This is a genomic window from Mesorhizobium sp. B2-2-4 (assembly GCF_006442375.1).
Taxonomy (GTDB): Bacteria; Pseudomonadota; Alphaproteobacteria; order Rhizobiales; family Rhizobiaceae; genus Mesorhizobium.
On the sequence record NZ_VFWB01000007.1, the window covers coordinates 137,253 to 162,172 of the forward strand.

Genomic DNA, 24,920 nt, shown 5'->3' on the forward strand with positions numbered 1-24,920 from the left:
CCTCGAGGGGGGAGATCCGCAGCTTCACCATCACCTTTTGAACTATCGTCACGATTGCTGCACTATATCAGAGCATAAGCAGCGGGATGGCCGGGAGAGACGAGCGTTTGAAGGAAGCGAAGATCCAGAAACCGGGGCAGCGCCTGTTCGGCCTGTCGACGCCGCTCAGAGCCGCCGTCATCCCCCCGCTCTCGGCGGCGCGCTGGCTGCTGGTGCTGATCGTTGCCGCCGGCGTCTATTTCTTCCACGGCTTCCTGTTCCCGGTGCTGGCCGCGCTGGTCATCGCCTTCGCGAGCTGGCCGCTCTACCGGCGGCTTTTGGCCGGTGTCGGCGGCAACCGCACCATCGCCGCCACCTTCGCCATATTGTTCATCCTTGCCTTCCTGGTCATACCGATCGCGCTCGCGGGCACCTACGCCATCAACGAGGTGCGCGAATGGGTCGGCTGGGCGATCGAGACCAACCGGCACGGCGCCCCGACACCGCACTGGATCGCCACGCTGCCTATCGTAGGAGAATGGCTGAACCAGCAATGGACGACCAATCTCGGCCATCCCGGCGGCATCGGCGAACTGATCCAACTGGTCAGCGGCGCCAATATCGGCAGCATCTATCGCGGCGTCCTTGCCGCTGGCGGCAGCGCCTTCGGCCTGCTTTTGACGCTTTTGTTCATGATGATCGCGCTGTTCTTCGCCTATCGCGACGGCGAGCATTTCGCGGGCCAGGTCGATCGCCTGGGCGAGCGCATCCTGCCGACGAGGTGGGAGCGCATCTCGCGGGTCGTGCCGGCGACCATTTCCTCGACCGTGACCGGCATGACCGTCATCGCCATCGGCGAGGGATTGGTGCTCGGCATCGCCTACTGGCTGGCCGGCGTGCCGTCGCCCGTGACGCTTGGCGCGCTCACCGGGGTCATGGCGCTGATTCCCGGCGGGGCACCGCTGTCCTTCACGCTGGTTTCGATCTATCTCGCTGCCAGCGGCTCACCGGTGGCCGGCCTGGCTTTGTTCATCTGGGGGACGGTCGAACTGTTCATCGTCGACAAGACCTTGCGACCGAAGCTCGTCGGCGGGCCGATAAAACTGCCCTTCCTGCCGACCTTTTTCGGCCTGATCGGCGGCGTCAAGACGATGGGCTTTCTCGGCCTGTTCATCGGCCCGGTGCTGATGGCACTGCTGGTGGCGATCTGGCGCGAATGGCTGCGCGAGGTGGAAATGATGGACGAGATGCCTGCTTCCCCTGAACAGGAAGGCTCGCCGTCGCTGATCGAGATCGACGGCGAGGCGAAGAAGATTCAGGCCGGATGACGCACCGCAAGGGCGGCGCGGCGCCTGCGTCCGTCATGCAACTGCCACACCGAATGGACCACCAATGTGACGATCAGGATCGCGCCGCCGATCAGGCTGTTGCGTGACGGCGTTTCGGAAAAGATCAGCCATACCCACACCGGTGCCAGCACGGTCTCCAGAAGGTAGAACATCGCCACTTCCGGTCCGGAGATGTATTTGGGGCCGGCCGCCAGGCAGAAGAACGAAATCGGCATGATCACGGCGCCATTAAAGATGATCCACCAGGGCGCGCTCACATGGATGTCTTCACCTGACACCATGAAGGCCGCCAGCACGAGCGACGGAACCACCCCGACGAGCGCCGTGAAGCCCATGTCCTTGCCGCTGGCCCGCGAAATGGTGATGGCCACGGAAATGAAGAAGGCCGAACACAGCGCCATGAAATTGCCGAACAGGTGTCCGGTGCCGACAGATCCGCCGACGATTACCAGCACGCCGAGGATCATGACCAGCATCGCCGCGAGCGTCACCGCCCGCGGCTTTTCCTGGAGAAACAACCAGGACAAGAGCGCGGCGAACACTGTGTTGAAGGCCAGGATGAACACCAGGTCGGCGGTCGAGGTGTAGAAGACGGCGGTGACGAAGGTGATCGAGGTCAGCCCGTAGCATATCGCGGCCGCCAGTCCCGACCAGCCTGGAATGAGCTGAGGCGCGTTTCGGCTGAGCGCCCGCCAGACAGCCCAGATGATCATTGCGGCGATGAAGGTGGCGGCCCCGCGCAAGAGCAGGATCGTCCATGCGCCGCCATCGGCGAGGCGGATCAGCGGAATGTCGAGGGTCAGCGTCAGGCCGCCAATGGCGGTTATCAGAAGGCCCTTCTGGTGGTCGCTGTGGGACGTCATTTGCAAACTTTCGTAATGAAATACAGATGGGACAGCCGATCGGCGCAATGACGCACTCTCCCGCCAAGCGGCTGAAAGACCAGCATCCCCTGCGTTGAAACAGTTAAACGTGGATCTTGGAAAAACTCAGCGTGAGACCGCTTCGTTGGTGTAGCGCTCCCAGCCCTTCGGGCCGAGATGCTCCTGCGGCATGAAGCGCATCTTATAATTCATCTTGCGCGAGCCGTTGACCCAGTATCCCAGGTAGACATGGGGCAGCCCCATCGCCCTGGCGCGAGCGATGTGATCGAGGATCATGAACGTGCCGAGAGACCGCTCCTCGAAGTCGGGATTGAAGTAGGAATACACCATCGACAGGCCGTCGGCCATCTTGTCGGTGAGCGCCACCGCGATCAGCTCGCCCTGTCCCTTGCCGGTGATGAAAGTATCGGGCCCGCGCCGGCGATATTCGATGACCTTGGTGTCGACATGGGTGTCCTCGACCATCATGGCGTAGTCCAGAACCGTCATGTCCGACATGCCGCCGCGGCGGTGGCGGGCATCGAGATAGCTGCGGAACAGCGAATATTGTTCGGTCGAGGGCTCGGCATTGTGCATGGCGCCGACGAGATCGGAATTGTGCTGCAGCACGCGCTTCATGTTGCGGCTGGCGACGAATTCCTGCGCCAGGATGCGCACGGAGACGCAGGCGCGGCAGGTTTCGCAGGCCGGCCTGTAGGCGATGTTCTGGGAGCGGCGGAACCCGCCTTGGGTCAGGAGATCATTCATCTCTGACGCCTTGTCGCCGACCAGATGCGTGAACACCTTGCGCTCGAACTGGCCGTCGAGATAGGGGCACGGCGACGGCGCGGTCAGGAAGAACTGCGGCGACTGGGTCGGGTGCTGCGTCATCGAGTCTCGGAAACACTCCTTCGAATCGCTCTACCTTTGGCGCGGAAAGCGAAAAATTCAACAGGATTGTGAAGGCGTGGCCATGCGGACGCCTTCACATTTGTGCCGACGCCGCGGCGATGCTTGCGAAAATGCGCCTCAGCGGCCGGTGCGGCTGACCACCGTGCCGAGCAGCAGGTCGTGCAGCGTGCGCTTGCGATCGGAAAACAGCGTCACCAGCAGCACCAGCGGCGACAGGATGACGTTGCCGGCCCAGAACAGCACCGAATGGACCACTGCCGTGAGCCCGTCGATCGGCCTGCCGTCGAGCCGATCGAGCCGGATGCCCATCATCTTCATGCCCGTGGTCGCCTGGTTGGCGCTGCCAAGCGTGTTCCAGATGTAGAGAATCGCGACGGCCGGGACCAGGACGCCGAACAGCATCCAGCCAAGGCCGAGGGTCAAAAGCCCGAGGAAGAACACTAATATGGCGACAGGGATGATGAGCAGCGCGACAATGACATAGTCGATCATGACCGCCAGGACACGCCGCGTGCGTACGCCTTCATAGGCCCTCACGTCGTCGAGCCTGGTATTGATGATTTCACCGTCGAGAACGCGAGCGTTCATGTAATTTCCTCGTAACAGGGGCCTGCTTAGCCTGCGCCCCACCTGCTGGGAAAATGGTAAAGGCTGATGGCGGAATCAAGATCGAGCCTTTCCCGGTGCGCAAGGCGGGGGAAGCGGCCGGCGGGCCGGTTGAATTCGCGCCTGACATGGCGTTAGCTTGTTGCGGCGCACCAAAAGCGCCAAGGGGCAGGGACGGGCAGGATGGATTACGACATGCTGGTCATTGGCAGCGGCCCTTCCGGCCGTCGTGCCGCTGTACAATCGGCCAAACTCGGCAAATCGGTACTGGTCGTCGACAGGGGGCGGCGCCTGGGCGGCGTTTCCGTGCACACGGGCACCATTCCGTCGAAGACGCTGCGCGAAACCGTGCTCAATCTCTCGGGCTGGCGTGAGCGCGGCTTCTATGGGCGCGGCTATCGGGTTAAGCAGGACATCTCGGTCGGAGACTTGGTCGAGCGCCTGCACAAGACGCTCGACCACGAGGTCGAGGTGCTGCAGCACCAGTTCATGCGCAACACGGTCAAGAGCTCCCGCGCCGCGGTGAAATTTCTCGGGCCCAACAGGGTCAGCCTGACATCGGACAATGGCGACTACAGCGAGGTCGGCTTCGCCAATGCGCTGATCGCCGTCGGCACCAGGCCGCACCGGCCGGGCGACGTGCCGTTCGACAAGAGCCGCGTGTTCGACAGTGACGAAATGCTCGAGCTCGACCGCTTGCCGCGCACGCTGACGGTCATCGGCGCCGGGGTCATCGGCGTCGAATACGCGACGATCTTTTCGGCACTCGACGTGCCGGTGACGCTGGTCGAGCCGCGCAACACGATCCTCGATTTCGTCGACCGCGAGATCGTCGACGACTTCATCCACCAGATGCGCGACCGCGGCATGACCATCCGGCTGGGAAGCGCCGTGAAGGAGATTGCCTCCAGGCCCGACCATGCAGAGGTCACGCTGGCCGACGGGCGCACCATACGTTCCGAGATCGTGCTCTACGCCGCGGGCCGCACCGGCAATGTCGGTAGCCTCGGCCTCGATGCGGTCGGCATCGAGGCTGACTCCAGGGGACGCATCAAGGTCGATCCGCACACCTTCCAGACCAGCGTGCCCAACATTTACGCCGCCGGCGACGTGATCGGCTTTCCGAGCCTGGCCTCCACCTCGATGGAGCAGGGCCGGGTAGCCGCGTGCCATGCTTTCGGCGTGACATTGCCGCCGCCGCCGGAAACCTTTCCTTATGGCATTTACGCGGTGCCCGAGATCTCCACCGTCGGCCAATCCGAGGAACAGGTGCGCGAGAGCGGCGCCGCCTACGAGGTTGGCGTGGCCCGTTTCCGCGAGACCTCGCGGGGCCACATCATGGGCGTCAACACCGGCTTCCTGAAGCTTCTGTTCTCGATCGAGACACGCCGCTTGCTCGGCGCGCATATCGTCGGCGAGGGCGCCACCGAACTGATTCACATCGGCCAGGCGGTGATCAATCTGGGTGGCACGGTCGACTTCTTTGTCAACAATACATTCAACTATCCCACGCTGGCCGAGGCCTATAAGATCGCCGGGCTGGACGCCTGGAACAGGATGGGGCAGGGATAAACCTGTCGCCAGCCACTATTATCCTCACTCCGCCGCCTCCCGTTTGGCCGTGGGCAATCCGGTTGCGAGCAGCAGGGGCAGGCAGAGGACATAGAGGGTCGCGCCCGCGACCCACACCATGCCTGGGAAGACCATTCGAGTGCGAAAATAGAGCATGGCGATCACGAGTGGTCCGAACACCGAGACCAGGCTCGTCATGCTGGTGAGCACACCTTGCAATCGCCCCTGGTGATTTGCCGCGACACGTGACGTCAGCAACGATTGCAGCGCCGGGGCTCCGATGCCGCCGAGACAGACAAGCGGCAACAGCGCGAACGCCATCCAGCCTTGCCAGGCCAGCGCGATCGATACATAGGCCGTGCTGTCGGCAAGGATGGCGACCATGAGCGCTCGCCTTTCGCCCCAGCGCTCGGCGATCGGTCCGGCGACGAAACCCTGGGCCCCGGCATGGAAGAGGCCGAACAATGCCAGCGAGATGCCCACGGTGAAAAGGCTCCAGCCGAATTTGTCCTGCACGTAGAGAACCCAGACCGTGCCGCCGACTTCGCCGACAAGGCCGAGCACGGCAAAGGCGCCGAGCAGCGGCAGGAGGGCCGGAAAAGTCAGGGCCCAACGCAGCGGCGCCAGCGGGTTGAACGACAGCGGCTCGCCTGTGCCGCCGACCCGCTCCGGCTCCGGCAGCAGAAGGAAGGCCAGCGCCAGATTGATGCCGGTGAACCCTGCCGCCGCCAGGAACGGCGCGCGCAGCCATACATCGCCGAGCAGGCCGCCGAGCGCCGGACCGGCGATGAATCCGACGCCAAAAGCGGCGCTCAGATGGCCGAAGGCGCGGGCGCGCCGCTCTTCGCTGCTGATGTCGACCATATAGGCGGAGGCCACCGCCATACTGGCGCCCGTTATGCCGGCGATCAGTCGGCCGACGAACAGCAGCGGCAGCGACGGCGCGAAGGTCATGAACAGATAATCGAGCATCGACCCGGCAAGCGACAGAAGCAGCACCGGCCGGCGGCCGTAGCGGTCGGACAACGCGCCGAGCAGGGGCGAAAACAGCACCTGCATCGCGGCATAGGCGGCGAGGAACGCGCCGAAAATCCAGCCGATGTCCTCGACATGGCCAACCTCGCGCAACAGCCCCGGCAGCACCGGCATGATCAGCCCGATGCCGGCCGCGTCCAGCGCCATTGCCGTCAGCACGACAAGATAGGCCCTTTTCATCGAGATGCTTCTTTCCTAAAATTTATCGGTGATAAGGTGGCGTTTATCACCGATAAATTGGCTGGGCAAGCGAGGTGCATATGAAGCTGGACAAGGCGCTGATCGTCGCGCAGGCGCTCGAGCTGTTGAACGACGTCGGCATCGATGCGCTCTCGACCCGGCTGCTGGCGCAGCGGCTCAAGGTCCAGCAGCCGGCACTCTACTGGCATTTCAGGAACAAGCGCGCCCTGCTCGACGCAATGAACGAGGAGATCCTGCGGCGCGGCCATGGACATCAGGTACCGCTGCCGGGCGAGAGCTGGCAGGAATTCGTACGCAACAACGCCCGCAGCTTCCGCGGCGCCTTGATGGCCTATCGCGACGGTGCGCGCGTCCATGCCGGTACCGAGGCCGATCCGGGCGATCTCGAACATGTCGAACGGTTGCTCACTTTTCTGCGCGAGGCCGGCATGCCTTCCGTCATGGCCATGCGGTTGCTGATGATCGTCGGGCGCTACACGGTGGGCTGCGTCCTCGAGGAACAGGCAGAATATCCGGCCGGCCCGGGTCGAGGTGCGGCGCTCGATGCCAAGGCAAGCGGTTACCCGCTGCTCAGCCAGGCCCTGGCCGATTATCGTGCGGGCGGTCACGAGGCGCTGTTCGAAAGCGGCCTCGACTTGCTGATTGCCGGGGCGCAGGCCGGCATCGCTGAAGGAGGCTGAGCGCGGCGATCCGCGTCTTGCCCGTCAGGCGGCAGGAGCGGGCGGGGCAAGCCATTGCCGCACGATCGCGGCATCGGGGTCGCCGATTTCATGGCCCGAAGCGACGATACGCGCGTCGACCTCGGCGCCGCGCTGGCTGAGCAGCGTTACCAGCGCCGGCGCGAAGGGTCCGTAGGTCAGGTCGGCGGCGCCGGCGACAATCAGCGCCTTGATGCCGGTCAGATCGGTTGCCGGCGTCTCGTCCAGCACCGGCATCGGCCGCAGCAGTGCCGCCCGTCCGACAAGGCCGGGATGGAGCAGCATCAGGCTGGAAACCAGATTGGCACCATTGGAATAGCCGAGAAAGGCCATGCGCTTCGGATCGATCCGGTGCCGCTCCATGGCCTCGGCCACGAAGCGCGCGAAAGCGGCCGTCTCGCGGCGGATGCTGGCCTGCTCGAAGCTGGTCGGCGTGATTCGCTCGAACCAGCGGAAGCCGTCATCCTGAACGATGCGGCCACGCACGGCGACCAGGCAGGCATGCGGTGCGATCTGCCTCGCCAGCGGCACCAGGGTCGTCTCGTCGACACCTGATCCATGCAGCAGGAACAGGCATTCGTCGCTGGCCCCGCCGGATCCGAAGAAGCGATAGGGGAAGGCCAGATCCAGCCGCGGCAGGCTGTTTTCGACGCTTGTATCGCTCATGCCATATCCTTTTGATTACATTTCATTTCACTCAATTTGCCGGCTTCAAAACGCAATATTTTCATGCTCCGCGAAAGTTGATTGAACCGGGCGCATTTCAGTCCGTTTCTGCGCCGATATACTCCCTCGCGGAGGAATCGAAGCGGTGCGCCGGGGGTCGCATTGCTGGGCATGAACAACCAGCTTTGAGGCCTTTTGTCGATGACCACCCCAGTTCCAACCGAGCGCGATACGCGCATCGATGTGCTGCGTGCGCTCGCGCTGCTGACGATCTTCGTCGACCATGTGCCGGGCACGGCTTTCGAGACCCTGACCTACAAGAATTTCGGCTTTTCGGATGCGGCCGAGGCTTTCGTGCTGATATCGGGCATTTCGGTCGCGCTTGCCTATGGCACGAAGTTCCGCCCGGGAGGCCGGCTGCTCGCGACGCTGAAAATGTGGCGGCGGGCAGGCGTGCTCTATATCGCCCATATCGTCACCACGATGGCGGTGATGGCAATGTTCTGTGCCGCGGCGGTGTTCGGCCGGCGGCCGGAACTGCTGAAGCTGATCAACATCGAACCGCTGATGAAGGACACGCCCGAGGTGCTGGTCGGTATCGTCACGCTCGGCCACCAGCTCGGCTACAACAACATCCTGCCGGTCTACGCGGTCCTGCTTTTGCTGGCGCCGGCCTTCTTGCTGTTCATCAGCTACAGGCCGCTTGCAGCGCTGACAGTGTCCGGCTTGCTATGGCTTGTTGCCGGCATCTGGCAGATCGCCCCGCCGAACTATCCCGAGCCCGGCCTCTGGTTCCTCAACCCGCTGTCCTGGCAGATCCTGTTCAACATCGGCCTTGCCGCCATGCTGCATGTCAGGCGCGGCGGCGTCGTCCCGGTCAACCGCTGGCTTATCGGCGCGGCCGCGGCCTATGTCCTGGCCGCGCTGGCATGGGTACATAGTCCGCTTTGGGGCCAGGTGACCTGGTTCGACCTGCCGGTGGTGCTGACCGGCTTCGACAAGACATTCCTGTCGCTCCCGCGGCTGCTGCACATCCTGGCGGTCAGCTATCTGGTGGTGGCACTGCCTGTGGTCTCGAACCTGTTCCGCACCGGACCCGACCATCCGCTGGCGATACTCGGCAAGCGCTCGCTGCCGGTGTTCATCGCCGGCACGCTGATCGCCATGGTCGCCCAGGTGATGAAGCTGATCAATCCCGGCGGCCTCGCCTATGACAGCCTGCTGCTCGCCGCCGGCATCGCCATGCAGTTCGCGCTCGCTTTCTACCTCGAATGGTTGTCGACCATCGGGGGTTCGGGGAAAGCCAGGACGACGCAAAAGGACGCCAAGCCCGTCCAGGCGTCGTTCGGTATCTCGGCCGTGGCTAGAGCCAACCGCTGAGGTCGGCGAGCCGGTTCAGCGGCGCGGTGGAGCCGAGGAGGCGCGCACGATCAGTTCGACCGGCAGCAATTGCCGACTGACCTTGCCGTCGTTTTCCAGGATCGCCTTGACCGCAAGCCGGCCCATCTCGGCGATCGGCTGTGCGACGGTGGTCAGTGGCGGCTCGGATAGCGCTGCTTCGGGAACGCCGTCGAAACCGATGACCGAAACATCATCGGGGACATTCAGCCCGCGCGCGCTCAGCCATTCAAGCGTTGCCAAGGCCATCCTGTCCGACATCGCCAGGATGGCCGTGGGTGGTTCGCCGGAAGCAAAGATCGTTTCCAGCCCCGCCTTTGTGGTGGCGGCATCGTTGGCGGTTTCGTAGACGGGCACTTTGGATGTATCGATGCCAACCCGCGAAAGCTCCCGGAAGTAGCCGGTGAGGCGATCGCGTGTCCCCGCATAGGCCGCGGCGCGAAGCTCCTCGGGTGAAATGATGCCTGTCCTGCCGTCGGCGAAAGGCAGCGCCAGCACGGCAAAGCGGCGATGCCCGAGTTCCGTCAGATGGCGCGCCGCCAGGCTGGCGCCGGCGATGTTGTCGACGCCGATCGCCGCGACGGACCCGTCTTCCGAATCCAGATCCAGCGCCACGAACGGCAGTTTGCGCTCACGCGCCAATTCGACAAGGCGCGAGCCGCCTTCGATACAGAAGACGATGAAGCCGTCGACAAGGGCGCTCTGGATATTCCAGGCAAGCTGTTCGGTGTTGGCCGCCGAGACCAATGAGATCCCGGCCCCGGTCGCATCGCAGGCCTGCGAGATACCCGCCATCATCACGCGCGCGAAGGGATCCTCGAAGAAATAGGAGAGGGGCTCTGCGGTGGCCACGCCAATGGCGTTGACCTTCCCGGCCCGCAGCAGGCGGCCCTTGGGATCGGGGCCGGCATAGCCCATCGCCTCGGCCGCCGCACGGACCCGTTCGCGGACTTCTTCGCGCACGATCTCGGGGCGGCTGAAAACGTTGGAGGCGGTGCCGTGCGAAACACCGGCTGCCTTGGCGATGTCGGCCAGCCGGACGGGTCGTCGATTGCCTGCGGTGAGTGACGCCATTTGCGCGTGCCTCCTGACATGCATTTAGCACGTTCCCGATTTGCATCTAGCACTTTCGTTGGATCGATTCAAATTTTGCTTGACCGGCGGCTTCCATAGGCCTATCTTTGAATCGATCCAACTAAGAATCTGCCTGCTGGATTAAACCTAGATGGGAGGTGCGCCATGCATCCTGTTAACTATCTGTTCGAAGACATCTATCGCAACGACTGGAGCATCGGGTCGGCCGCCAACAAGTCCAAGCGCCGCGGCGGAACAAGCCCGTGGATTCGCGATCTGCGCTTCCTGGTGGCGCGCAAGCGGAGCTGACTGGCGTGAATTTTTTGCGTCGGCCTATTGGATCGATTCAATTCAAATCAAGAGGAGAAGAGCCATGCATCCCATGAAGCATCTGTTCGACGACATTTATCGCAATTATTGGGGCATCGGCACGGCCGCGGAGCGGCCAGAGGCGCCGCGCCGCGCGACGCTCTCGGCGCGCAACCGCGATCTTTGGATCCGACTTGAACGTCGCCGGGATTGAAACCGGCCGCGCATCTCAGGGTCGCCGACGCACCACGGCGGAGACAGCTATGGTCAGCCAGCCTGCGATGAGCAGGGTGCCTCCGATCGGCGCCGACATCGGAAACAGCCTCGATCCGAGAAAATCGCGGGCGAGAAGATCGCCCGTGAAAAGCACGAGCCCGACGAGCAGCACCAGGCTGGCTAACCGCAGCGGGCGATTCGCGTCGAGGAGACCGACGGCGAGAAACACCGGTGCGTGCATCAGCAGGAACGATGCCGCCGTACCGGTGAAGGCGCCGCCGAGATGTGCGGCGGCCGCCGACAGCGCCACGCCGGCCGCGCCCACGATGCCGGCGGCGAGCACAAGCAGACGGCTGCCGGTCGTTTCGGTCAGGTTCATGTCGACGCTCCTTCGGTTGATCGGCTGGGCAGTTCGTCAGGGCTTGCCCGCTTCCATCAACATATTCCGCGTCCGCCGCGCCTGGACAATCCAGTTGTAGACCGCGCCGAGCGCCATCAGCACCGACGTGCCGAGAAACACCGCCCGCATGCCGAAATGGCCGCCGACGAAACCGCCGGCAAGCGGTCCGGCGACCTGGCCGACATATTGGGCCGAGATCGAAAGACCGAGCACGTTGCCGCCGACGCCGTCGGGAATGTTGTGGCGGATGACGCTGGTGATGCAAGGCAGCAAACCGCCGAGCGCCAGGCCCATCAGGAAGCGCAGCCCGATCAGTTGCCAGCCGTCGGTGACGAAGGCCTGCGGAATGAGCAGCAGCGCCGACACGGCCAGCGCGCCGACGACGACGTTCCAGTGACCGACGCGGTCGGCGAGCCTGCCAAGCCATGACGCCGACAGGATTGCGCCAAGGGCGGCCGCCGACATCACCACGCCGGCAACGAGCGTCACCCGGCTCTGGTCCTCGATCAGCTGCTGCACATAGACGGTGATGATCGGCTCGATCGACATGGTGGCGAAGGCCAGCAGCATGCCGGTCGTCAGCATGGCCACGACCGGACGCTTGTCGGCAATTTGCGACCAGCCGCTCTTCGGCTTTGCCGCCGTCGCGGCTTTGCTTGCTTGCGGGCGCTGGTTCTCCTTGATCAGGAATGTCGTCGCCAGAAAGGCAAGGAAGATGACGCCGCCGGACAACAGAAAGGTCGCGCGGATGCCGATTACCGGCGGCAGCGCGCCGCCGAGCAAGGGGCCGACCAGCGAACCTGCCGTGATGCCAGCGGACAAGACACCGAGCGCCCAGCCGGAGCGGTCCTTCGGCGTCTGCATGGCCACCAATATGGTCGAGCCGGAGGAATAGCCGCCGGCAAAGCCGATCAGCAGGCGCAGCAGCACCAATTGCCAGACCGTCTCGACCATTCCGGTCAGCGACATGCAGATCGCCATGCCGAAGGAGGCGCGCACCAGCATCAGCTTGCGGCCGTAGCGGTCGCCGAGCCGTCCCCATAACGGCGCAACGAGCGCCGCCGCGAAGAAGGTCGCCCCATAGGCGATGCCCGACCATTGCACGATCGCCGCATGGCCCTCGACGCCCAGTTGCTCGACATAGAGCGGCAGGAACGGCAAGAGCAGGGTCATGGCGATGAGCGTGCTGAACGAACCCGCGAAGCAGACGGCGAGATTGCGCCGCCAGTGGATATTGTAGCCGCCCTGTTCCGTATCGTTCTGCGTCATGCCGTGCCTGCGTGTGCCAGGGATTGTTGTGGATACCATTTTGGGATACCAAGTCGGTATCCGTCATGGACCCACAGCCCGACCGCTGTCAATGCGGGCACGTGAAAAGGCAACAACGATGTCGCAGATGCACAACGTCGAACGGCAGCTCCGCGAGATGATCCTTGGACTTGAGATCGGCCCGGGTGAGAAACTCACCGAGCGCTGGATCGAAAGCCGCTTCGGCGCCTCGCGCACGCCGGTCAGGGCTGCGCTGCTGCGGCTCGAAACCGAAGGGCTGGTCGGCAGGGACGGGCGCGGCTGGACGGTCTCGCCCATCAACCTGGCCGAACTCGAGCAGATCGCGGTCTACCGCGAAGCGGTCGAGGTCGCGGCCTTGCGGCTGACATGCGGGCTTGCCGACAGAAGTGCCGTCGATGTCATCGAGGCTATGCTCGTCTCTTGCGACGACGACACTCCGCGCGAGGAATGGCATCGCGTCGGCATGGATTTCCACATCGAGCTGGCGCGACTGTCCGGCAATGAATTCCTGTTTCGGGCCGTCCGCGACGCGATGACCAGGCTTTCGCGCGCCCGTTGGCTGGAGGTACGCGATGGAGCGGCCCTTGGCCGCGCCTGGGCCGAACATCATGCCATCCTGGCCGCCGTGCGGAGCGGCGATGCACAGGAAGCCGCGCGCTTGCTCTCGCAGCATATCGTGGGCAGTCGCGACCGTCTGTTGACGTCGCTGGCCAATGATCGCCGCGGCCTTCGCGCCAGGGGATTTGCCGTCGTGGCGGCATAATGCGGCCTGCAGGGCAGGCCACTCGCCGCCGAAAAAAGGACCACCGGCCCCGAGCCCCACTTTCGGCCTCGCTTCGCGGACGCCGATGGCGTAGGACCGGGCGATGGAAAACAACCGATTTGAAGTACCCGTGACCGTCAAATCAGCCACGGCGGGAAGTACACAGCTCTTACGCTCGGCCCGCGAGGCTTCCGACTATCTCATGAACAGCTGGCCCGGCAAGCGCACCCCCAAGCATCGCGCGGCGCTGCAGGCCTGCCACGATGCGCTGGCCGGCGACAAGCCGGCCATGAACGCAAGGCGCGCCTTTATCGCGGCGGCGCGTGAAGTGGACGTCTTCGTCAGCGACAAGGCGCCGGCCTGATCCAGGCCGGATTGCCGCCGCGCGCCGTCATTCCTCTGTTTCAATCTCGGCGTCAGTCTCGGGTTTCTGACGCTCCCGCGCCGCAGCCTTGGCCGCCAGCTTTTCGGCCTTCTTGGCCGCCTTCTGGCGATCGCGTTCTTTGCGTTCCTGATCGTAATTTGGTGCTCGTGCCATAGCGGCTCCTTTTTTGCTGTTCTTGTGGGCTGACTACGCGTCGTTCGCCTTCCGACGTCTCGGAGCCAGCACCAGGGTTCCTATAAGCTGCTTCGGTCGATCACAAGGTCGGCGGCGCCGAAACGCTCCTTTGCCGTCAGCTGCTGATGCCAATAGGGATAGAGCAGGGGCGGGCGGCTGACCGCGTCGAGGCGATCACGTTCCTCGCCGGCCAGCGTCAGGCTGGCCGCCGCGATATTGTCCCTGAACTGGGCCTCGTTGCGCCCGCCGATCACAAGCGAGCTGATAGCCGGCCGGCCAAGCAGCCAGGCAAGCGCCACCTGTGCGGCGGACACACCGCGGGCCTTACCGATTTCGACCAGCACATCGACGATCCGCCACAGCCGGTCCTCGTCGCGGATTGGCGGTTCGGACCAGCCGGCGACCTGGCGCGCGGTCGGGCTGTCACGGTGATACTTGCCCGACAGCAGGCCTCCCGCCAGTGGGCTCCACACCAGCACGCCCAATCCCTGGTCGACCGAGATCGGCAGCAGCTCGTATTCGGCTTCGCGTGCTTCGAGCGTGTAGTGGATCTGCTGGGTGACGAAGCGCGGCTGATGGCGGGTGTCACTGATGGAGAGCGCCTTCATCACCTGCCAGCCGGAATAGTTGGAGCAGCCGATATAGCGGATCTTCCCCTGGCCGACCAGCGTGTCGAGCGCGGCGATGGTCTCTTCGAGTGGCGTCACGCCGTCCCATTCGTGCAGGAAATAGATATCGATGACGTCGGTCTTGAGCCGCTTAAGGCTTTTCTCGCATTCGCGGATCAAATGATGGCGCGACAGGCCTTCGTCATTGGGACCGTCGCCGATGCGCATGCGCGCCTTGGAGGCGATCAGCACGTCGTTCCTGCGCTTGCCGCCGAGTGCCTCGCCGATGATCTCCTCCGACAGGCCGTCCGAATAGACATTGGCCGTGTCGATGAGATTGATGCCGGCATCGATGCACAGATCGATCATGCGCTTCGCCTCGGCGAGATCGCTGTTGCCCACAGCCGCGAACGGGCCGGCGCCGCCAAAGGTCATGGTGCCCATCGTCAGCGCCGAAACCTTCAGGCCGGAACGGCCGAGAGTGCGGTATTCCATGTCAGTCCTCGCGATTGAGAAGAATGGCCCGATCAGGTTGCTGGATTTGTAGGACAATCCGTGCGGCTTGTCGCCCTCCGGCCCCAGCACACCGATGAGCGGCCGTGGCGTGCCCCTGCAATAAAACCGTCATTGCCGGCCTATACTCGGTCGATCAGGGCGTTGCGCGCCGCCGTCAGGACGCGACCAGTGCGCCCGGTCGTTGCCGGAGGCGGCAGCTTGCAGATGGAGGAACACCGATGAATGAATCCATACCCAAGTCCGGCGCCCGGGACTGGCTGGAAGCCGAACTCGCCGACACGCTCGACGAGGACTATGAACTGGAGATGTCGGAACCGGCGCTGTCGCTGGAGATCGCCAGGATCTACAAGAACGCGCATCCGCCTTCTATCGACCGCATGCAGTATTTTCGCGACCTGATCGGGCTGCAATCCGAGCTGATCAAGCTGCAATCCTGGGTCGCCTACCACAAGAAGAAGCTTGTGGTGATCTTCGAAGGCCGCGATTCGGCTGGCAAGGGCGGCGTCATCAAGCGCATCACCCAGCGGCTCAACCCGCGGATCTGCCGCGTCGTGGCGCTTCCGGCACCGACCGAGCGAGAGACGTCGCAATGGTATTTCCAGCGTTATGTGCCGCACCTGCCGGCCGGCGGCGAGATCGTTCTGTTCGACCGCTCCTGGTACAACCGTTCCGGCGTCGAGCGGGTGATGGGTTTCGCTGGGCCCGATCAGGTGGAGGAATTCTTCCGTGACGTGCCGGAGTTCGAGCGCATGCTGGTCCGTTCGGGCATCACGCTGGTCAAATACTGGTTCTCGATCACCGACGAGGAACAACAGATGCGCTTCCTGATGCGCATCCACGATCCGATGAAGCAGTGGAAGCTGTCGCCGATGGACCTGCAGTCGCGGGTGCGCTGGGAACAGTACACCAAGGCCAAGGAAGAGACCTTCGCCCGTACCAACATTCCGGAGGCGCCCTGGTTCATCGTCGAGGGCAACGACAAGAAGCGCGCCCGGCTGAACTGCATCGACCACCTCTTGCAGCAGGTTCCCTATGAAGAGGTGCCGCACGAGGAGATCACGCTGCCCGAGCGGGTCTTCAATCCCGAATACGAGCGCCAGGTGCTGCCGCGCGAGCTCTACGTGCCCGAGAAGTATTGAACGAGAGTTTGTCCTTCTCCCCGTATAGTGACGGGGAGAAAGGATCTGCACCAAGGGTTGCCAATTCCCACTGTCGCAGACAACTAATTCCTAAGTCCGCTTGATGACGACATGCGTGGCAAGCGGCGTCGCTACTTGTTCGCTGCACGCGTAGCCGAGCTTCGGCATATCAATCCCGGCGAAGAGGTGCTCGCCGGAGCCGAGCAGCACCGGCGAGATCGCCAGATGCATCTCGTCGATGAGCCTCTCCTGGAGGTACTGCCGGATGGTGGCGACGCCGCCGCCGACCCGCACATCGCTGCCATTGGCCGCTGCCCTTGCCTGCTCGAGCGCCGAATGGATGCCATCCGTAATGAAGTAAAAGGTCGTGCCGCCCTCCATGACGATCGGCTCGCGCGCATGGTGGGTCAGCACGAAGACCGGCACATGATAGGGCGGGCTGTCGCCCCACCAGCCCTTCCAGTTTTCGTCAGGCCATTCGCCGCGGATCGGCCCGAACATGTTGCGGCCGAGGATCCAGGCGCCGACATTCTCGAAGCTGCGCGCCGCGAACGCCTCGTTGGTATCGGTTGTGCCGCCGTCGTCTCCGAGCACCATCTTGCGGAAGGTGCGGGTACCGATCATCCATTTGTGCAGGGCTTCCCCGCCGACCCCGAGCGGGTTTTTCAAATCCTGGTCGGGACCGGCGCCGTAACCGTCGAGCGACAAGGTGAATGCGTTGACGCGAAGTCTGGACATGGAAAGCCTCCTCAGACCAGTTGTATTTTGCAAGCAGTTACTTTCTAGCAAACCGATTGCAAATTGCAAGTAGTATTTTCAGCGATCGAGAAGATGCATATCCGTACTTCGCCCATGCGATGTCCAGAGTGAAAGTGGCGGCTGCCGAGACAGCCGCCATACCGGCTCATTCGCCGGTGAGTTCCATGAAGAGCATATGGTTTGAAGGCGCTGGGAGGAAACTATGCTCTCAGCATCTCCGCCACCTCAGGGGCGAAATAGGTCAAAATGCCGTCGCAGCCGGCGCGTTTGAACGCAAGAAGCGATTCCAGCATAGCCTTTTCGCCGTCGATCCAGCCATTGGCGCCCGCCGCCTTGATCATCGAATATTCGCCCGACACCTGGTAGGCGAAGGTTGGCACCGCAAATTCGTCCTTCAGCCTGCGGATGATATCGAGATAGGGCAGGCCGGGCTTGACCATCAGCATGTCGGCGCCTTCGGCCAGGTCCTGCTCGGCCTCGCGCACCGCTTCGTCTGAATTGGCGTGGTCGATGTAATAGGTCTTCTTGTCGCCCTTGAGCAGGCCGGCCGTGCCGACCGCCTCGCGGTACGGCCCGTAGAAGGCGGAGGCGAATTTCGTCGCATATGACATGATCGCCACGTCCTGGAAACCGTTTGCGTCGAGCGCGTCGCGGATGGCGCCGATGCGGCCGTCCATCATGTCGGACGGCGCGATGATGTCGGCGCCGGCCGCTGCTTGTATGACGGCCGCCGCGGTTACCTGTTCCACCGTCTCGTCATTGACGATGAGGCCGTCGCGCAGGATGCCGTCATGACCATGGCTGGTGAACGGGTCGAGCGCGGCGTCGGTGATGACGCCGATCTCAGGCACCGCGTCCTTGATCGCGCGCGTGGCGCGGTTGATGACGTTGTCGGGGTCGAGGATATGCGAGCCGGTCTCGTCGCGCAGCGAAATGTCCACATTGGGAAAGGTGGCAAGCGCGGGGATGCCGAGCTTCGCCGCGCGTTCGGCCTCCTTGACGGCAAGGTCGATCGACAGGCGGAAGACGCCCGGCATGGCGGCGATCGGCTCGCGCACTTGTCTGCCGTCGACGACGAAGATCGGCCAGATCAGGTCGTCGACGGAAAGCCTGTTCTCCTGCACCAGGCGCCGCGACCAGTCGGCCTTGCGCATGCGTCGCAAGCGGCGGCTGCCGGTGATGTCGTCGACGCTGCGCGCGCCGGCAGGTTTTGCGGGGGTGAATCTGTTCATCGCCAAAACTCTCGTTTGGCCGGCTTTTATCACGCACCCGTGGTGCTGACCAATGCGACACGTTTGTGCCAGCAATCCGGCCGGGTCCTTATTCGGGTTGCCCGTTGCCCGAAAGGATCTGCGCCGCACCGCGCATGCCGACACGGAACGCCTCGTCGAAGCCGACGCCGCGCACTTGCCAGGCGTAGGTCTTGCCGGCCTTCGCCAGCCGCCAGTCGGCGATCCAGCCCAACTCCTTGTCGCTCCAGACGATGCTGCCGGAAAGCGCTTGGTCGGCGCCGGCCATTTTCGCAACCGTGTCCAGCTTCGCCATGTCGGCCTCGCGCATGATCCTGTCGTCCAGCCCCGCCTTCGACAGCAGCGCTGCCGTTGGGAAGGTTACCTGCATGGCAACCGGCGCGGCGGCATTGCCGAACGACTCGCGCATCAGCACGCCGCGCTCGTCATCGGCATCGAGCGCGAAATGCCTGACCCCGCGCTCGGTCGACAAGAATACCGCCAGCCCTGGGCGTTCGGTCAGCCACGGCCTGCTGCCGAGCGAAGCCAGCACCGGATCGATCATCGCCGGGCTGTACTGGCAGTAGAGATTGTGAGGCCGATCATACGTGCCCTGATCGTCATGGTTGGGAATGCCTTCCATGCGATCGCGGTAGCGAAAGGCCGCCACGAAGCTGCCGGCCTTGTCGCGCAGCGCCGCCATCTCCGGTTTCGCCGGCAGGCGCTGGTCGCCGGAAACCCGGACCAGAACCGCGTCGAGGCAACGTTTGAAGCCGGCCTGGCGGTTCTTCTCGTACCGACCGTTGACGATGGTCTGCGACTGGTAAAGATCGGCGAGGCTGGCCGCCAGGGTCGATTGCAAAGCCAGGCAAATGACGATCAGCCCGATCGTCATCGGCACGAGGCGCGCAAATCCAGCCATGAGCCACACCCATTGGAAAACTTGCTACAGCTGCGCAGTCGCCGTGCGGTTCCCGGCGTTGCGGCGACAACGGCTCTTTTAGCACTAGGCTCCGGCCCGAGCCAAGACGCGCTGCCGGCATGCCGGCATTGACGCGGCCATGGGCCACGCTTTAGCACTTCAGTCCCGGCGGAGCGGGGGAGGGATTCTTTCACGATGGATTTTGGCGGAGGCGACGAGATCCGCTTCGAACATCTGGGCCGGGCCGGCATCGTCACGTTGACGCGGCCGCGGGCACTCAATGCGGTCACGCACGGGATGGTCAACGCGCTCGCCAAGGCATTGCACGCTTGGGAGCGGGACTGGAGCGTCGATGTCGTCGTCGTCAAGGCCGAGGGCAGGGCGTTTTCGGCCGGCGGCGACATTCTCCACATCTACGAGGCCGGCCGGGCCGGCAAGCCGCCCGTCGAGTTCTTCACCGACGAATATCGGCTGAATGCCCAAATCGCGCGTTTCAAAAAACCTTATGTGGCGCTGATCGACGGCATCGTCATGGGTGGCGGCGTCGGCATCTCCTTTCATGGATCGCATCGGGTGATGACGGAAAATGCGCAGTTCGCCATGCCGGAGGTGGGAATCGGCTTTTTCCCGGATGTCGGCGCCAGCCATCTGCTGCCCGATCTTGGCGGTTCCTTCGGCATGTACCTGGCGCTGACCGGCAATCGTATCCGCTATGGCGACGCGTTGTGGTCCGGGCTGGCCACGCATACGATCAAGGCGCAGGACCAGGCTGGCTTTCTCGACCAGCTCGCCGCCACCGGCGATCCCGAATCGGTGCTGCGCGGCTTCTTCATCCCGGCGAAGCGCGAGACGGACAGGCAGGTGCTGGAGGCGATCGCCCACCACTTCGCGCAGGCGTCGCTTGCCGATATCATCGGCAGCCTGGAGCAGGCGGCAGGGAGCGATGAGTTTGCGGCAAGGACGCTGGCGACGATCCTGACGCGCTCGCCGACCAGCCTTCGTGTCGCCTGGCGCCAGATCACTGCCGGCCTGACGCTGCCGATGGATCAATGCATGAAGATGGAGTTCCGCATCCTCAACCGGATGCTCGCGGGCCACGATTTCTACGAAGGCATACGCGCCACCATCATCGAAAAGGGTTCCAAGCCGCAATGGCTGCCGGCAACCCTCGATGCGGTCGACGACGCGGATGTCGATGCCTATTTTGCCTCGCTCGGTGAACGGGAACTCGCGCTATGAGTGAGGTGACGTCCAGACGCGTCGTGCTTCAGCCTTCAGGGGTGGAGGTTATCTTCGCCTGGTTCCAGCGAATCATATCAGGATACTGCCTGCTGTTCGGTATCCTGTACTGGATCAGGCTTATCGGCTTCTATCCCGGCTCGCTGTGGCGCTTCGACCTGATGCCGGTCCACTGGCAGGTGACAGCGGTGATGCTCGCCGTGTTTTTTCCCTTTGCCGCAGCCGGCCTATGGATGCTGGCTTCCTGGGGGCCGGTGATCTGGTTCATCTGCGCCGCGACGGAGATCGTCATGTATGCCGGCTTTCCCGAACTCTTCGGCCGCCGCCCGCTCATCGTCGTCTCGCATGCGGGGGTGGCGCTGCTCTATGTCGTTTTCCGCCTCGTCATCTATCTGCAGAAGCGGACGCCCCGGACCTGAAGCCGGCACGCGCCGCCGGCGATCCGGCGGATCGGATTTCGCCCTGAAATCATTGGCTAAATCTTTAGGTTAATTATCCTTGCTCGAGTGACCGTTCGTTAAGCGTCTTGCGAAACCTATTACCGGTAAGCTCTTGTTAGCCTTGGCGTTTAAGTCGAATTTTATGAGTATTCGATAGTGTCGCGATCAAGGTGAAAAACAAAAAATCACCAGGGCGACAAACGAGAGGCAAAGACAATGATCAATTCGCGTCCGGCGGCAAAGACCGCCAACGTTTCCGACGATCGCCGCGAGGCAATCCGTTCCCTTTACATGGAATCGCTCCAACTGGTCGAGCGCCTGCACCGCCGTCTGCTCGACGTGATCAAGGACGAGTTCGACCGCAATGGCCGTTCCGACATCAACGCCATCCAGGCGCTGCTGCTCTTCAACATCGGCAATTCGGAGCTGACTGCCGGCGAGTTGCGCTCGCGGGGCTACTATCTCGGCTCGAACGTCTCCTACAATCTCAAGAAGCTTGTCGATCTCGGCTTCATCAACCACCAGCGCTCGCGCATCGACCGTCGTTCGGTCCGCGTCTCGCTGACGCCGAAGGGCAACGAGGTGGCGGACGTGGTCGCCGGTCTCTATGAGCGCCATGTCGGCTCGATCGAGCAGGTCGGCGGCATCAACACCGACGAATTCAAGCAGATGAACCGCGCCCTCCAGCGCCTCGACCGCTTCTGGAACGACACCATCGCTTACCGGATGTAAGCCACATCCCCAATCAGAAGCCGCGCCACAGAAGCGCGGCCGCAACAGCGACCTCCAGTCAGGGCCGGTGCCGAAAAGCATCGGTCTTTTCTTTTCGTTGCGCTGGCCGAAGCAAATTGCGGGCCAAGGCCACGTTGCCGCCATATTCCAATGGAACCGAAGATGGCAGTGATGCTGTGGTGAAGACCATGAGTTCACCCGCAGCCGCGTAGCCTTGCGCGTTTTCACACCGAGGTGATGCGGACCATGGTTGGCTAATTGTTAAGATTGCCAATTTTAGAGTGCGGGCGAGATCGCCCGATGATCAACGCAGCAAGTGTTCGAACTGCTACAAATGTCTGGAACGTCCATGAGAACCAGCCGCCGTTTCTTCCTTTCCGGAGCCTCCGCGCTCGCAGCCGCCGTTGTTGCCGGCCGCGCCAGCGCGCAGGATGTGATCGGGGACATCCTGAAGTCCTCGGCGCGCGGCAACTGGGACGATCAGTTCGACGCCCGCGCCAGCGCAGGCGGCAAGGTGGCCTCGACGCTGCCGATCTTCAGCCCGCAGACCGTCGCCTTCACCGAGCAGGCTGTGGCGCAGTACCAGAACATTGTCGGGCAGGGCGGCTGGGTCGAGGTTCCCGCGACCAAGAAACTGCAGCTCGGCGTCGACGATCCCGATGTCGTGCCGCTGCGCAAGCGCCTGATGGTCGCCGGCGACCTGTCGCAGAGCGCCGGCATCTCGACGGCCTTCGATTCCTATGTCGACTCGGCGGTCAAGCGCTTCCAATTGCGCCACGGCCTGCCGGCCGACGGAGCGCTGGGCAAATATACCTACGCGGCGATGAACGTTTCGGCGCAGATCCGGCTCGGCCAGTTGCAAACCAATCTCCAGCGATTGAAGGAGAAGGCGGGCACGCTTGGCAGCCGTTATGTGCTGGTCGATATTCCGGCAGCGCAGGTCGAGGCGGTCGAGAACGATCGCGTCGTGCTTCGCCATACCGCGATCGTCGGCAAGATCGATCGCCAGACACCGATCGTCAATTCCAAGATCAACGAGATCATCGTCAATCCATATTGGAACGCGCCGGTGTCGATCGTGCGCAAGGACATCATCCCATTGATGCGCAAGGACCCCGATTATCTCAAGAACAGCCATATTCGCCTGTTTGCGCCAGATGGCAGCGAAGTCGATCCGATGAATGTGGACTGGTCGACCGACGACGCGGCCAAGTACCGTTTCCGCCAGGATCCCGGTTCGGACAACGCCATGGCGTCGGTGAAGATCAATTTCCCGAGCCCGGACGGCGTCTACATGCACGATACGCCGCAGCAGAGCCTGTTCGGCAAGATGATGCGCTTCGATTCCTCGGGTTGCGTACGCGTGCAGAACGTGCGCGACCTCGTCACTTGGATCCTGCGCGACACGCCCGGCTGGGACCGTCAGCATTTCGAGGCTGCGATCAAGACCGGCGAAAACACGCCGGTCCAGGTCACCAACCCGGTGCCGGTGCATTTCCTCTATCTCTCGGCCTGGTCGACGGGCCCCGGCGTCGTCCAGTTCCGCGACGACATATATGGCCTCGACGGAAACAACGAGCTGCAGATCACTTCGTCGCTCTAAGCAATTGATTATTCAGGGAAAAGGCCGCTCTTGAGCGGCCTTTTCTGTCGTCGCCGCCAGGCCGTTCACACCGCCGCTGACCTCCAACTCTGCGTAGGCGCGCTCCGGCTGGACGAAGCGCGGGCGATTGCGCATGGTCGGCAAAACTGCCGGAAATCGGACCATGCAAGTTGCCGTCTTCATCCTCGTAGTGCTCGTCCTGGTGGCGCTTTCCGGTGCATTGGTGCGGCTGGTGCGGCTGCCGCTGCCGGTGCTGCAGATCGCCATGGGTGCTGCGCTGGCCTGGCCGGCGCGCGGGCTGCATGTCGAGATCGATCCGGAACTGTTCCTGCTCGTATTCATTCCGCCGCTTCTGTTCGCCGATGCCTTTGCTGCGCCCAAGCGCGAGCTTGTCGCCTTGCGTGGCCCCATCCTCGACCTTGCCATCGGACTGGTCTTCTTCACCATCGTCGGATTTGGCTACGCCTTGCATTGGCTGGTGCCCAGCATCCCGCTCGTCGTCGCTTTCGCGCTCGCCGCGGTGCTGTCGCCGACTGACGCGGTGGCGGTGTCTTCCATAGTCGACAGGAACATCGTTCCGGCGCGGCTGATGCATATATTGGAAGGCGAGTCGCTGCTCAACGACGCCTCGGGCCTAGTCATGTTCCGCTTTGCCGTGGCGGCGGCATTGACCGGCAGCTTTTCCTTCGCCGCGGCCTCGCTGAGCTTTCTCTATGCCGTGGCTGCCGGCATCCTCGCCGGCATGGCGGCGCTGTTCGTTGCCGCCAAGGCGCTGCAACTGCTCAACCGCATCGGCGGCGTGCCGGCGGAGGCGCAGGTTCTGGTCATGATCCTGGTGCCTTTCGTCTCCTATCTCGGCGCCGAGCATATCGGCGCCTCGGGCATCCTGGCGGCGGTCACCGCCGGCCTGTTGACCGGAGTTTCCGGCATGTTCCGCTTTCTCGGTGTCTCGGCGCGCATGCAGACGATGTCGCTGTGGTCGACGCTGTCCTTCGTCTTCAACGGCGCGCTCTTCATCCTGCTTGGCCTGCAATTTCCCGATATCATCCGTAAGGTGCCGCCGGAGTTGTCCAGCCGGCACTGGATCATCGAGCCGGTGCTGACAGTCCTGCTGCTGACCCTTTGCCTGATCGGCCTGCGTTTCCTGTGGATATGGATCGGCGACATGGCGGGCGCCATGGCGGCGCGGCTCGGCAAGCGAAAGGCCGAGCCGTTCGGCCTGCGCGTGCGGCTCGCCGGATCGGTCGCCGGCGTGCGCGGAGCGATCACGTTGGCCGGTATCCTGTCGCTGCCGCTCACCTTGCAGGACGGCTCGCCGTTCCCGGCCCGCGACGTGGTGATCTTCCTCGCCGCCGGGGTCATCATCTGCTCGCTGGCCATCGCCAGCCTCGCGCTGCCGAAGATCGCTCGCGGGCTGGTCGAACCGGGCGAGGACCCGGCAGCGGCCGAGGAGCGCCGGGCGCGGGTCGGCGCAGCCAATGCGGCGATCGCCAGGATCGAGAGCATCGCCAATGAGGCAGGCGAGGGCGGGGCCGTCGAGGCACGGCTCGCCGTTGCCGACAGCATCGTCGCCGGCTACCGGCGCCGCATCGCCGCCTCCGACGAGGCCGACGAAGCGCGTGCCGAGGCGCGTGAGGCGAGCCGTCTGGAGCTTGAACTCAGGGCGGCCGGCATAGAAGCCGAGCGCGCCGCGCTACGCGCCATGTTTCTCAGCCGCGAGATCAATGACCATACGATGCGGGCGCTGTTTTCCGAGATCACCTTGACCGAGGCTCTTCTGAAGCGGCGGCGCGACAGGAAATAACGGTTCGCCGCTCTGCTTGCCGCAATCGGGCCAGCAAAT

General features: G+C 63.5%; 27 protein-coding genes. 14 read left to right on the forward strand and 13 right to left on the reverse strand.

The window, feature by feature from the left end; all coding sequences use genetic code 11:
• Positions 1–107: 107 nt before the first annotated feature.
• Positions 108–1,307 (forward strand): AI-2E family transporter, encoded by a 1,200-nt coding sequence (locus FJ959_RS19205; protein ID WP_140515657.1) that lies wholly within the window; start codon positions 108–110, stop codon positions 1,305–1,307.
• Here the strand turns inward: FJ959_RS19205 and FJ959_RS19210 are convergent.
• The 3 genes from FJ959_RS19210 to FJ959_RS19220 form a co-directional block, all read right to left on the reverse strand.
• Positions 1,295–2,191, reverse strand: a complete 897-nt coding sequence (locus FJ959_RS19210; RefSeq protein ID WP_140631524.1) for a DMT family transporter — start codon at positions 2,189–2,191, stop codon at positions 1,295–1,297. The two genes, FJ959_RS19205 and FJ959_RS19210, sit on opposite strands and share 13 nt — an antisense overlap.
• 126 nt (positions 2,192–2,317) lie before the next feature.
• Positions 2,318–3,082: an arginyltransferase gene (locus tag FJ959_RS19215; protein WP_140494092.1), complete on the reverse strand. Its 765-nt coding sequence runs from the start codon at positions 3,080–3,082 to the stop codon at positions 2,318–2,320.
• 138 nt (positions 3,083–3,220) lie between these two features.
• Positions 3,221–3,691 carry an RDD family protein gene (locus tag FJ959_RS19220; protein WP_140521755.1) on the reverse strand — a complete coding sequence of 157 codons (471 nt, stop codon included), beginning with the start codon at positions 3,689–3,691 and terminating at the stop codon, positions 3,221–3,223.
• A 201-nt stretch (positions 3,692–3,892) separates the two neighbouring features.
• On the opposite strand from FJ959_RS19220, the gene sthA reads away from it, so the two are divergent.
• Positions 3,893–5,281 (forward strand): Si-specific NAD(P)(+) transhydrogenase, encoded by a 1,389-nt coding sequence (gene sthA / locus FJ959_RS19225; protein ID WP_140494088.1) that lies wholly within the window; start codon positions 3,893–3,895, stop codon positions 5,279–5,281.
• Positions 5,282–5,305: 24 nt separating this feature from the next.
• On the opposite strand, the gene FJ959_RS19230 is transcribed toward sthA, so the two are convergent.
• A complete protein-coding gene (locus tag FJ959_RS19230; RefSeq protein ID WP_140631527.1) occupies positions 5,306–6,496 on the reverse strand; it encodes a TCR/Tet family MFS transporter in 1,191 nt (396 codons plus the stop codon).
• A gap of 80 nt (positions 6,497–6,576) precedes the next feature.
• Between FJ959_RS19230 and FJ959_RS19235 the strand changes: the two genes are divergently transcribed.
• Positions 6,577–7,197 carry a TetR/AcrR family transcriptional regulator C-terminal domain-containing protein gene (locus FJ959_RS19235; protein ID WP_140494084.1) on the forward strand — a complete coding sequence of 207 codons (621 nt, stop codon included), beginning with the start codon at positions 6,577–6,579 and terminating at the stop codon, positions 7,195–7,197.
• A 24-nt stretch (positions 7,198–7,221) separates the two neighbouring features.
• On the opposite strand, the gene FJ959_RS19240 is transcribed toward FJ959_RS19235, so the two are convergent.
• Positions 7,222–7,881: an alpha/beta hydrolase gene (locus FJ959_RS19240; RefSeq protein WP_140494082.1), complete on the reverse strand. Its 660-nt coding sequence runs from the start codon at positions 7,879–7,881 to the stop codon at positions 7,222–7,224.
• Between the two features lie 201 nt (positions 7,882–8,082).
• On the opposite strand from FJ959_RS19240, the gene FJ959_RS19245 reads away from it, so the two are divergent.
• Positions 8,083–9,261, forward strand: a complete 1,179-nt coding sequence (locus tag FJ959_RS19245; protein WP_140631529.1) for an OpgC family protein — start codon at positions 8,083–8,085, stop codon at positions 9,259–9,261.
• A 15-nt stretch (positions 9,262–9,276) separates the two neighbouring features.
• Here the strand turns inward: FJ959_RS19245 and FJ959_RS19250 are convergent, their stop codons facing one another.
• Positions 9,277–10,353 (reverse strand): substrate-binding domain-containing protein, encoded by a 1,077-nt coding sequence (locus FJ959_RS19250; RefSeq protein WP_140560566.1) that lies wholly within the window; start codon positions 10,351–10,353, stop codon positions 9,277–9,279.
• Positions 10,354–10,518: 165 nt separating this feature from the next.
• Between FJ959_RS19250 and FJ959_RS19255 the strand changes: the two genes are divergently transcribed.
• Positions 10,519–10,662: a hypothetical protein gene (locus FJ959_RS19255; protein ID WP_140494076.1), complete on the forward strand. Its 144-nt coding sequence runs from the start codon at positions 10,519–10,521 to the stop codon at positions 10,660–10,662.
• Positions 10,663–10,726: 64 nt separating this feature from the next.
• A complete protein-coding gene (locus FJ959_RS31840) occupies positions 10,727–10,876 on the forward strand; it encodes a hypothetical protein (protein ID WP_181165119.1) in 150 nt (49 codons plus the stop codon).
• Between the two features lie 15 nt (positions 10,877–10,891).
• On the opposite strand, the gene FJ959_RS19260 is transcribed toward FJ959_RS31840, so the two are convergent.
• Together FJ959_RS19260 and FJ959_RS19265 are read right to left on the reverse strand one after the other, a co-directional pair.
• Complete coding sequence (locus FJ959_RS19260; RefSeq protein ID WP_140521759.1) at positions 10,892–11,257, reverse strand: DUF423 domain-containing protein; 366 nt, start codon at positions 11,255–11,257, stop codon at positions 10,892–10,894.
• A gap of 36 nt (positions 11,258–11,293) precedes the next feature.
• Positions 11,294–12,547 (reverse strand): multidrug efflux MFS transporter, encoded by a 1,254-nt coding sequence (locus FJ959_RS19265; RefSeq protein ID WP_140521761.1) that lies wholly within the window; start codon positions 12,545–12,547, stop codon positions 11,294–11,296.
• A 118-nt stretch (positions 12,548–12,665) separates the two neighbouring features.
• Here FJ959_RS19265 and FJ959_RS19270 point away from each other — a divergent pair, with 118 nt between their 5' ends.
• Both FJ959_RS19270 and FJ959_RS19275 read left to right on the forward strand, forming a co-directional pair.
• A complete protein-coding gene (locus FJ959_RS19270; protein ID WP_140494070.1) occupies positions 12,666–13,331 on the forward strand; it encodes a GntR family transcriptional regulator in 666 nt (221 codons plus the stop codon).
• A 130-nt stretch (positions 13,332–13,461) separates the two neighbouring features.
• Entirely contained in the window at positions 13,462–13,695 is a 234-nt protein-coding gene (locus tag FJ959_RS19275; protein ID WP_246678980.1) for a DUF982 domain-containing protein, read from the forward strand.
• 27 nt (positions 13,696–13,722) lie between these two features.
• Here the strand turns inward: FJ959_RS19275 and FJ959_RS19280 are convergent, their stop codons facing one another.
• Both FJ959_RS19280 and FJ959_RS19285 read right to left on the reverse strand, forming a co-directional pair.
• Positions 13,723–13,869: a hypothetical protein gene (locus FJ959_RS19280; protein ID WP_140494066.1), complete on the reverse strand. Its 147-nt coding sequence runs from the start codon at positions 13,867–13,869 to the stop codon at positions 13,723–13,725.
• Positions 13,870–13,949: 80 nt separating this feature from the next.
• Positions 13,950–14,993 carry an aldo/keto reductase gene (locus tag FJ959_RS19285; RefSeq protein ID WP_140515679.1) on the reverse strand — a complete coding sequence of 348 codons (1,044 nt, stop codon included), beginning with the start codon at positions 14,991–14,993 and terminating at the stop codon, positions 13,950–13,952.
• Positions 14,994–15,232: 239 nt separating this feature from the next.
• Here FJ959_RS19285 and ppk2 point away from each other — a divergent pair, with 239 nt between their 5' ends.
• Positions 15,233–16,153 (forward strand): polyphosphate kinase 2, encoded by a 921-nt coding sequence (gene ppk2, locus FJ959_RS19290; RefSeq protein ID WP_140494062.1) that lies wholly within the window; start codon positions 15,233–15,235, stop codon positions 16,151–16,153.
• Positions 16,154–16,243: 90 nt separating this feature from the next.
• Here the strand turns inward: ppk2 and FJ959_RS19295 are convergent, their stop codons facing one another.
• From FJ959_RS19295 to FJ959_RS19305, 3 genes are all read right to left on the reverse strand, one after another.
• Positions 16,244–16,891: a dihydrofolate reductase family protein gene (locus tag FJ959_RS19295; RefSeq protein ID WP_140557014.1), complete on the reverse strand. Its 648-nt coding sequence runs from the start codon at positions 16,889–16,891 to the stop codon at positions 16,244–16,246.
• 221 nt (positions 16,892–17,112) lie between these two features.
• A complete protein-coding gene (gene hemB / locus FJ959_RS19300; protein WP_140631536.1) occupies positions 17,113–18,144 on the reverse strand; it encodes a porphobilinogen synthase in 1,032 nt (343 codons plus the stop codon).
• Positions 18,145–18,232: 88 nt separating this feature from the next.
• Positions 18,233–19,063 carry a DUF2066 domain-containing protein gene (locus FJ959_RS19305; protein WP_140631539.1) on the reverse strand — a complete coding sequence of 277 codons (831 nt, stop codon included), beginning with the start codon at positions 19,061–19,063 and terminating at the stop codon, positions 18,233–18,235.
• 195 nt (positions 19,064–19,258) lie between these two features.
• Between FJ959_RS19305 and FJ959_RS19310 the strand changes: the two genes are divergently transcribed.
• The 5 genes from FJ959_RS19310 to FJ959_RS19330 all read left to right on the forward strand — a co-directional run bounded on the left by FJ959_RS19310 (position 19,259) and on the right by FJ959_RS19330 (position 24,881).
• Positions 19,259–20,302, forward strand: a complete 1,044-nt coding sequence (locus FJ959_RS19310) for an enoyl-CoA hydratase/isomerase family protein (protein WP_140515689.1) — start codon at positions 19,259–19,261, stop codon at positions 20,300–20,302.
• Positions 20,299–20,721 carry a DUF6163 family protein gene (locus FJ959_RS19315; protein WP_140515691.1) on the forward strand — a complete coding sequence of 141 codons (423 nt, stop codon included), beginning with the start codon at positions 20,299–20,301 and terminating at the stop codon, positions 20,719–20,721. The genes FJ959_RS19310 and FJ959_RS19315 overlap by 4 nt, the downstream gene beginning before the upstream one ends.
• Before the next feature lie 237 nt (positions 20,722–20,958).
• Positions 20,959–21,474: a winged helix DNA-binding protein gene (locus FJ959_RS19320; protein ID WP_013896002.1), complete on the forward strand. Its 516-nt coding sequence runs from the start codon at positions 20,959–20,961 to the stop codon at positions 21,472–21,474.
• Positions 21,475–21,823: 349 nt separating this feature from the next.
• Complete coding sequence (locus FJ959_RS19325; protein WP_140494050.1) at positions 21,824–23,077, forward strand: murein L,D-transpeptidase; 1,254 nt, start codon at positions 21,824–21,826, stop codon at positions 23,075–23,077.
• Between the two features lie 163 nt (positions 23,078–23,240).
• Complete coding sequence (locus tag FJ959_RS19330) at positions 23,241–24,881, forward strand: Na+/H+ antiporter (RefSeq protein ID WP_140631542.1); 1,641 nt, start codon at positions 23,241–23,243, stop codon at positions 24,879–24,881.
• The last annotated feature ends 39 nt before the right edge of the window (positions 24,882–24,920 follow it).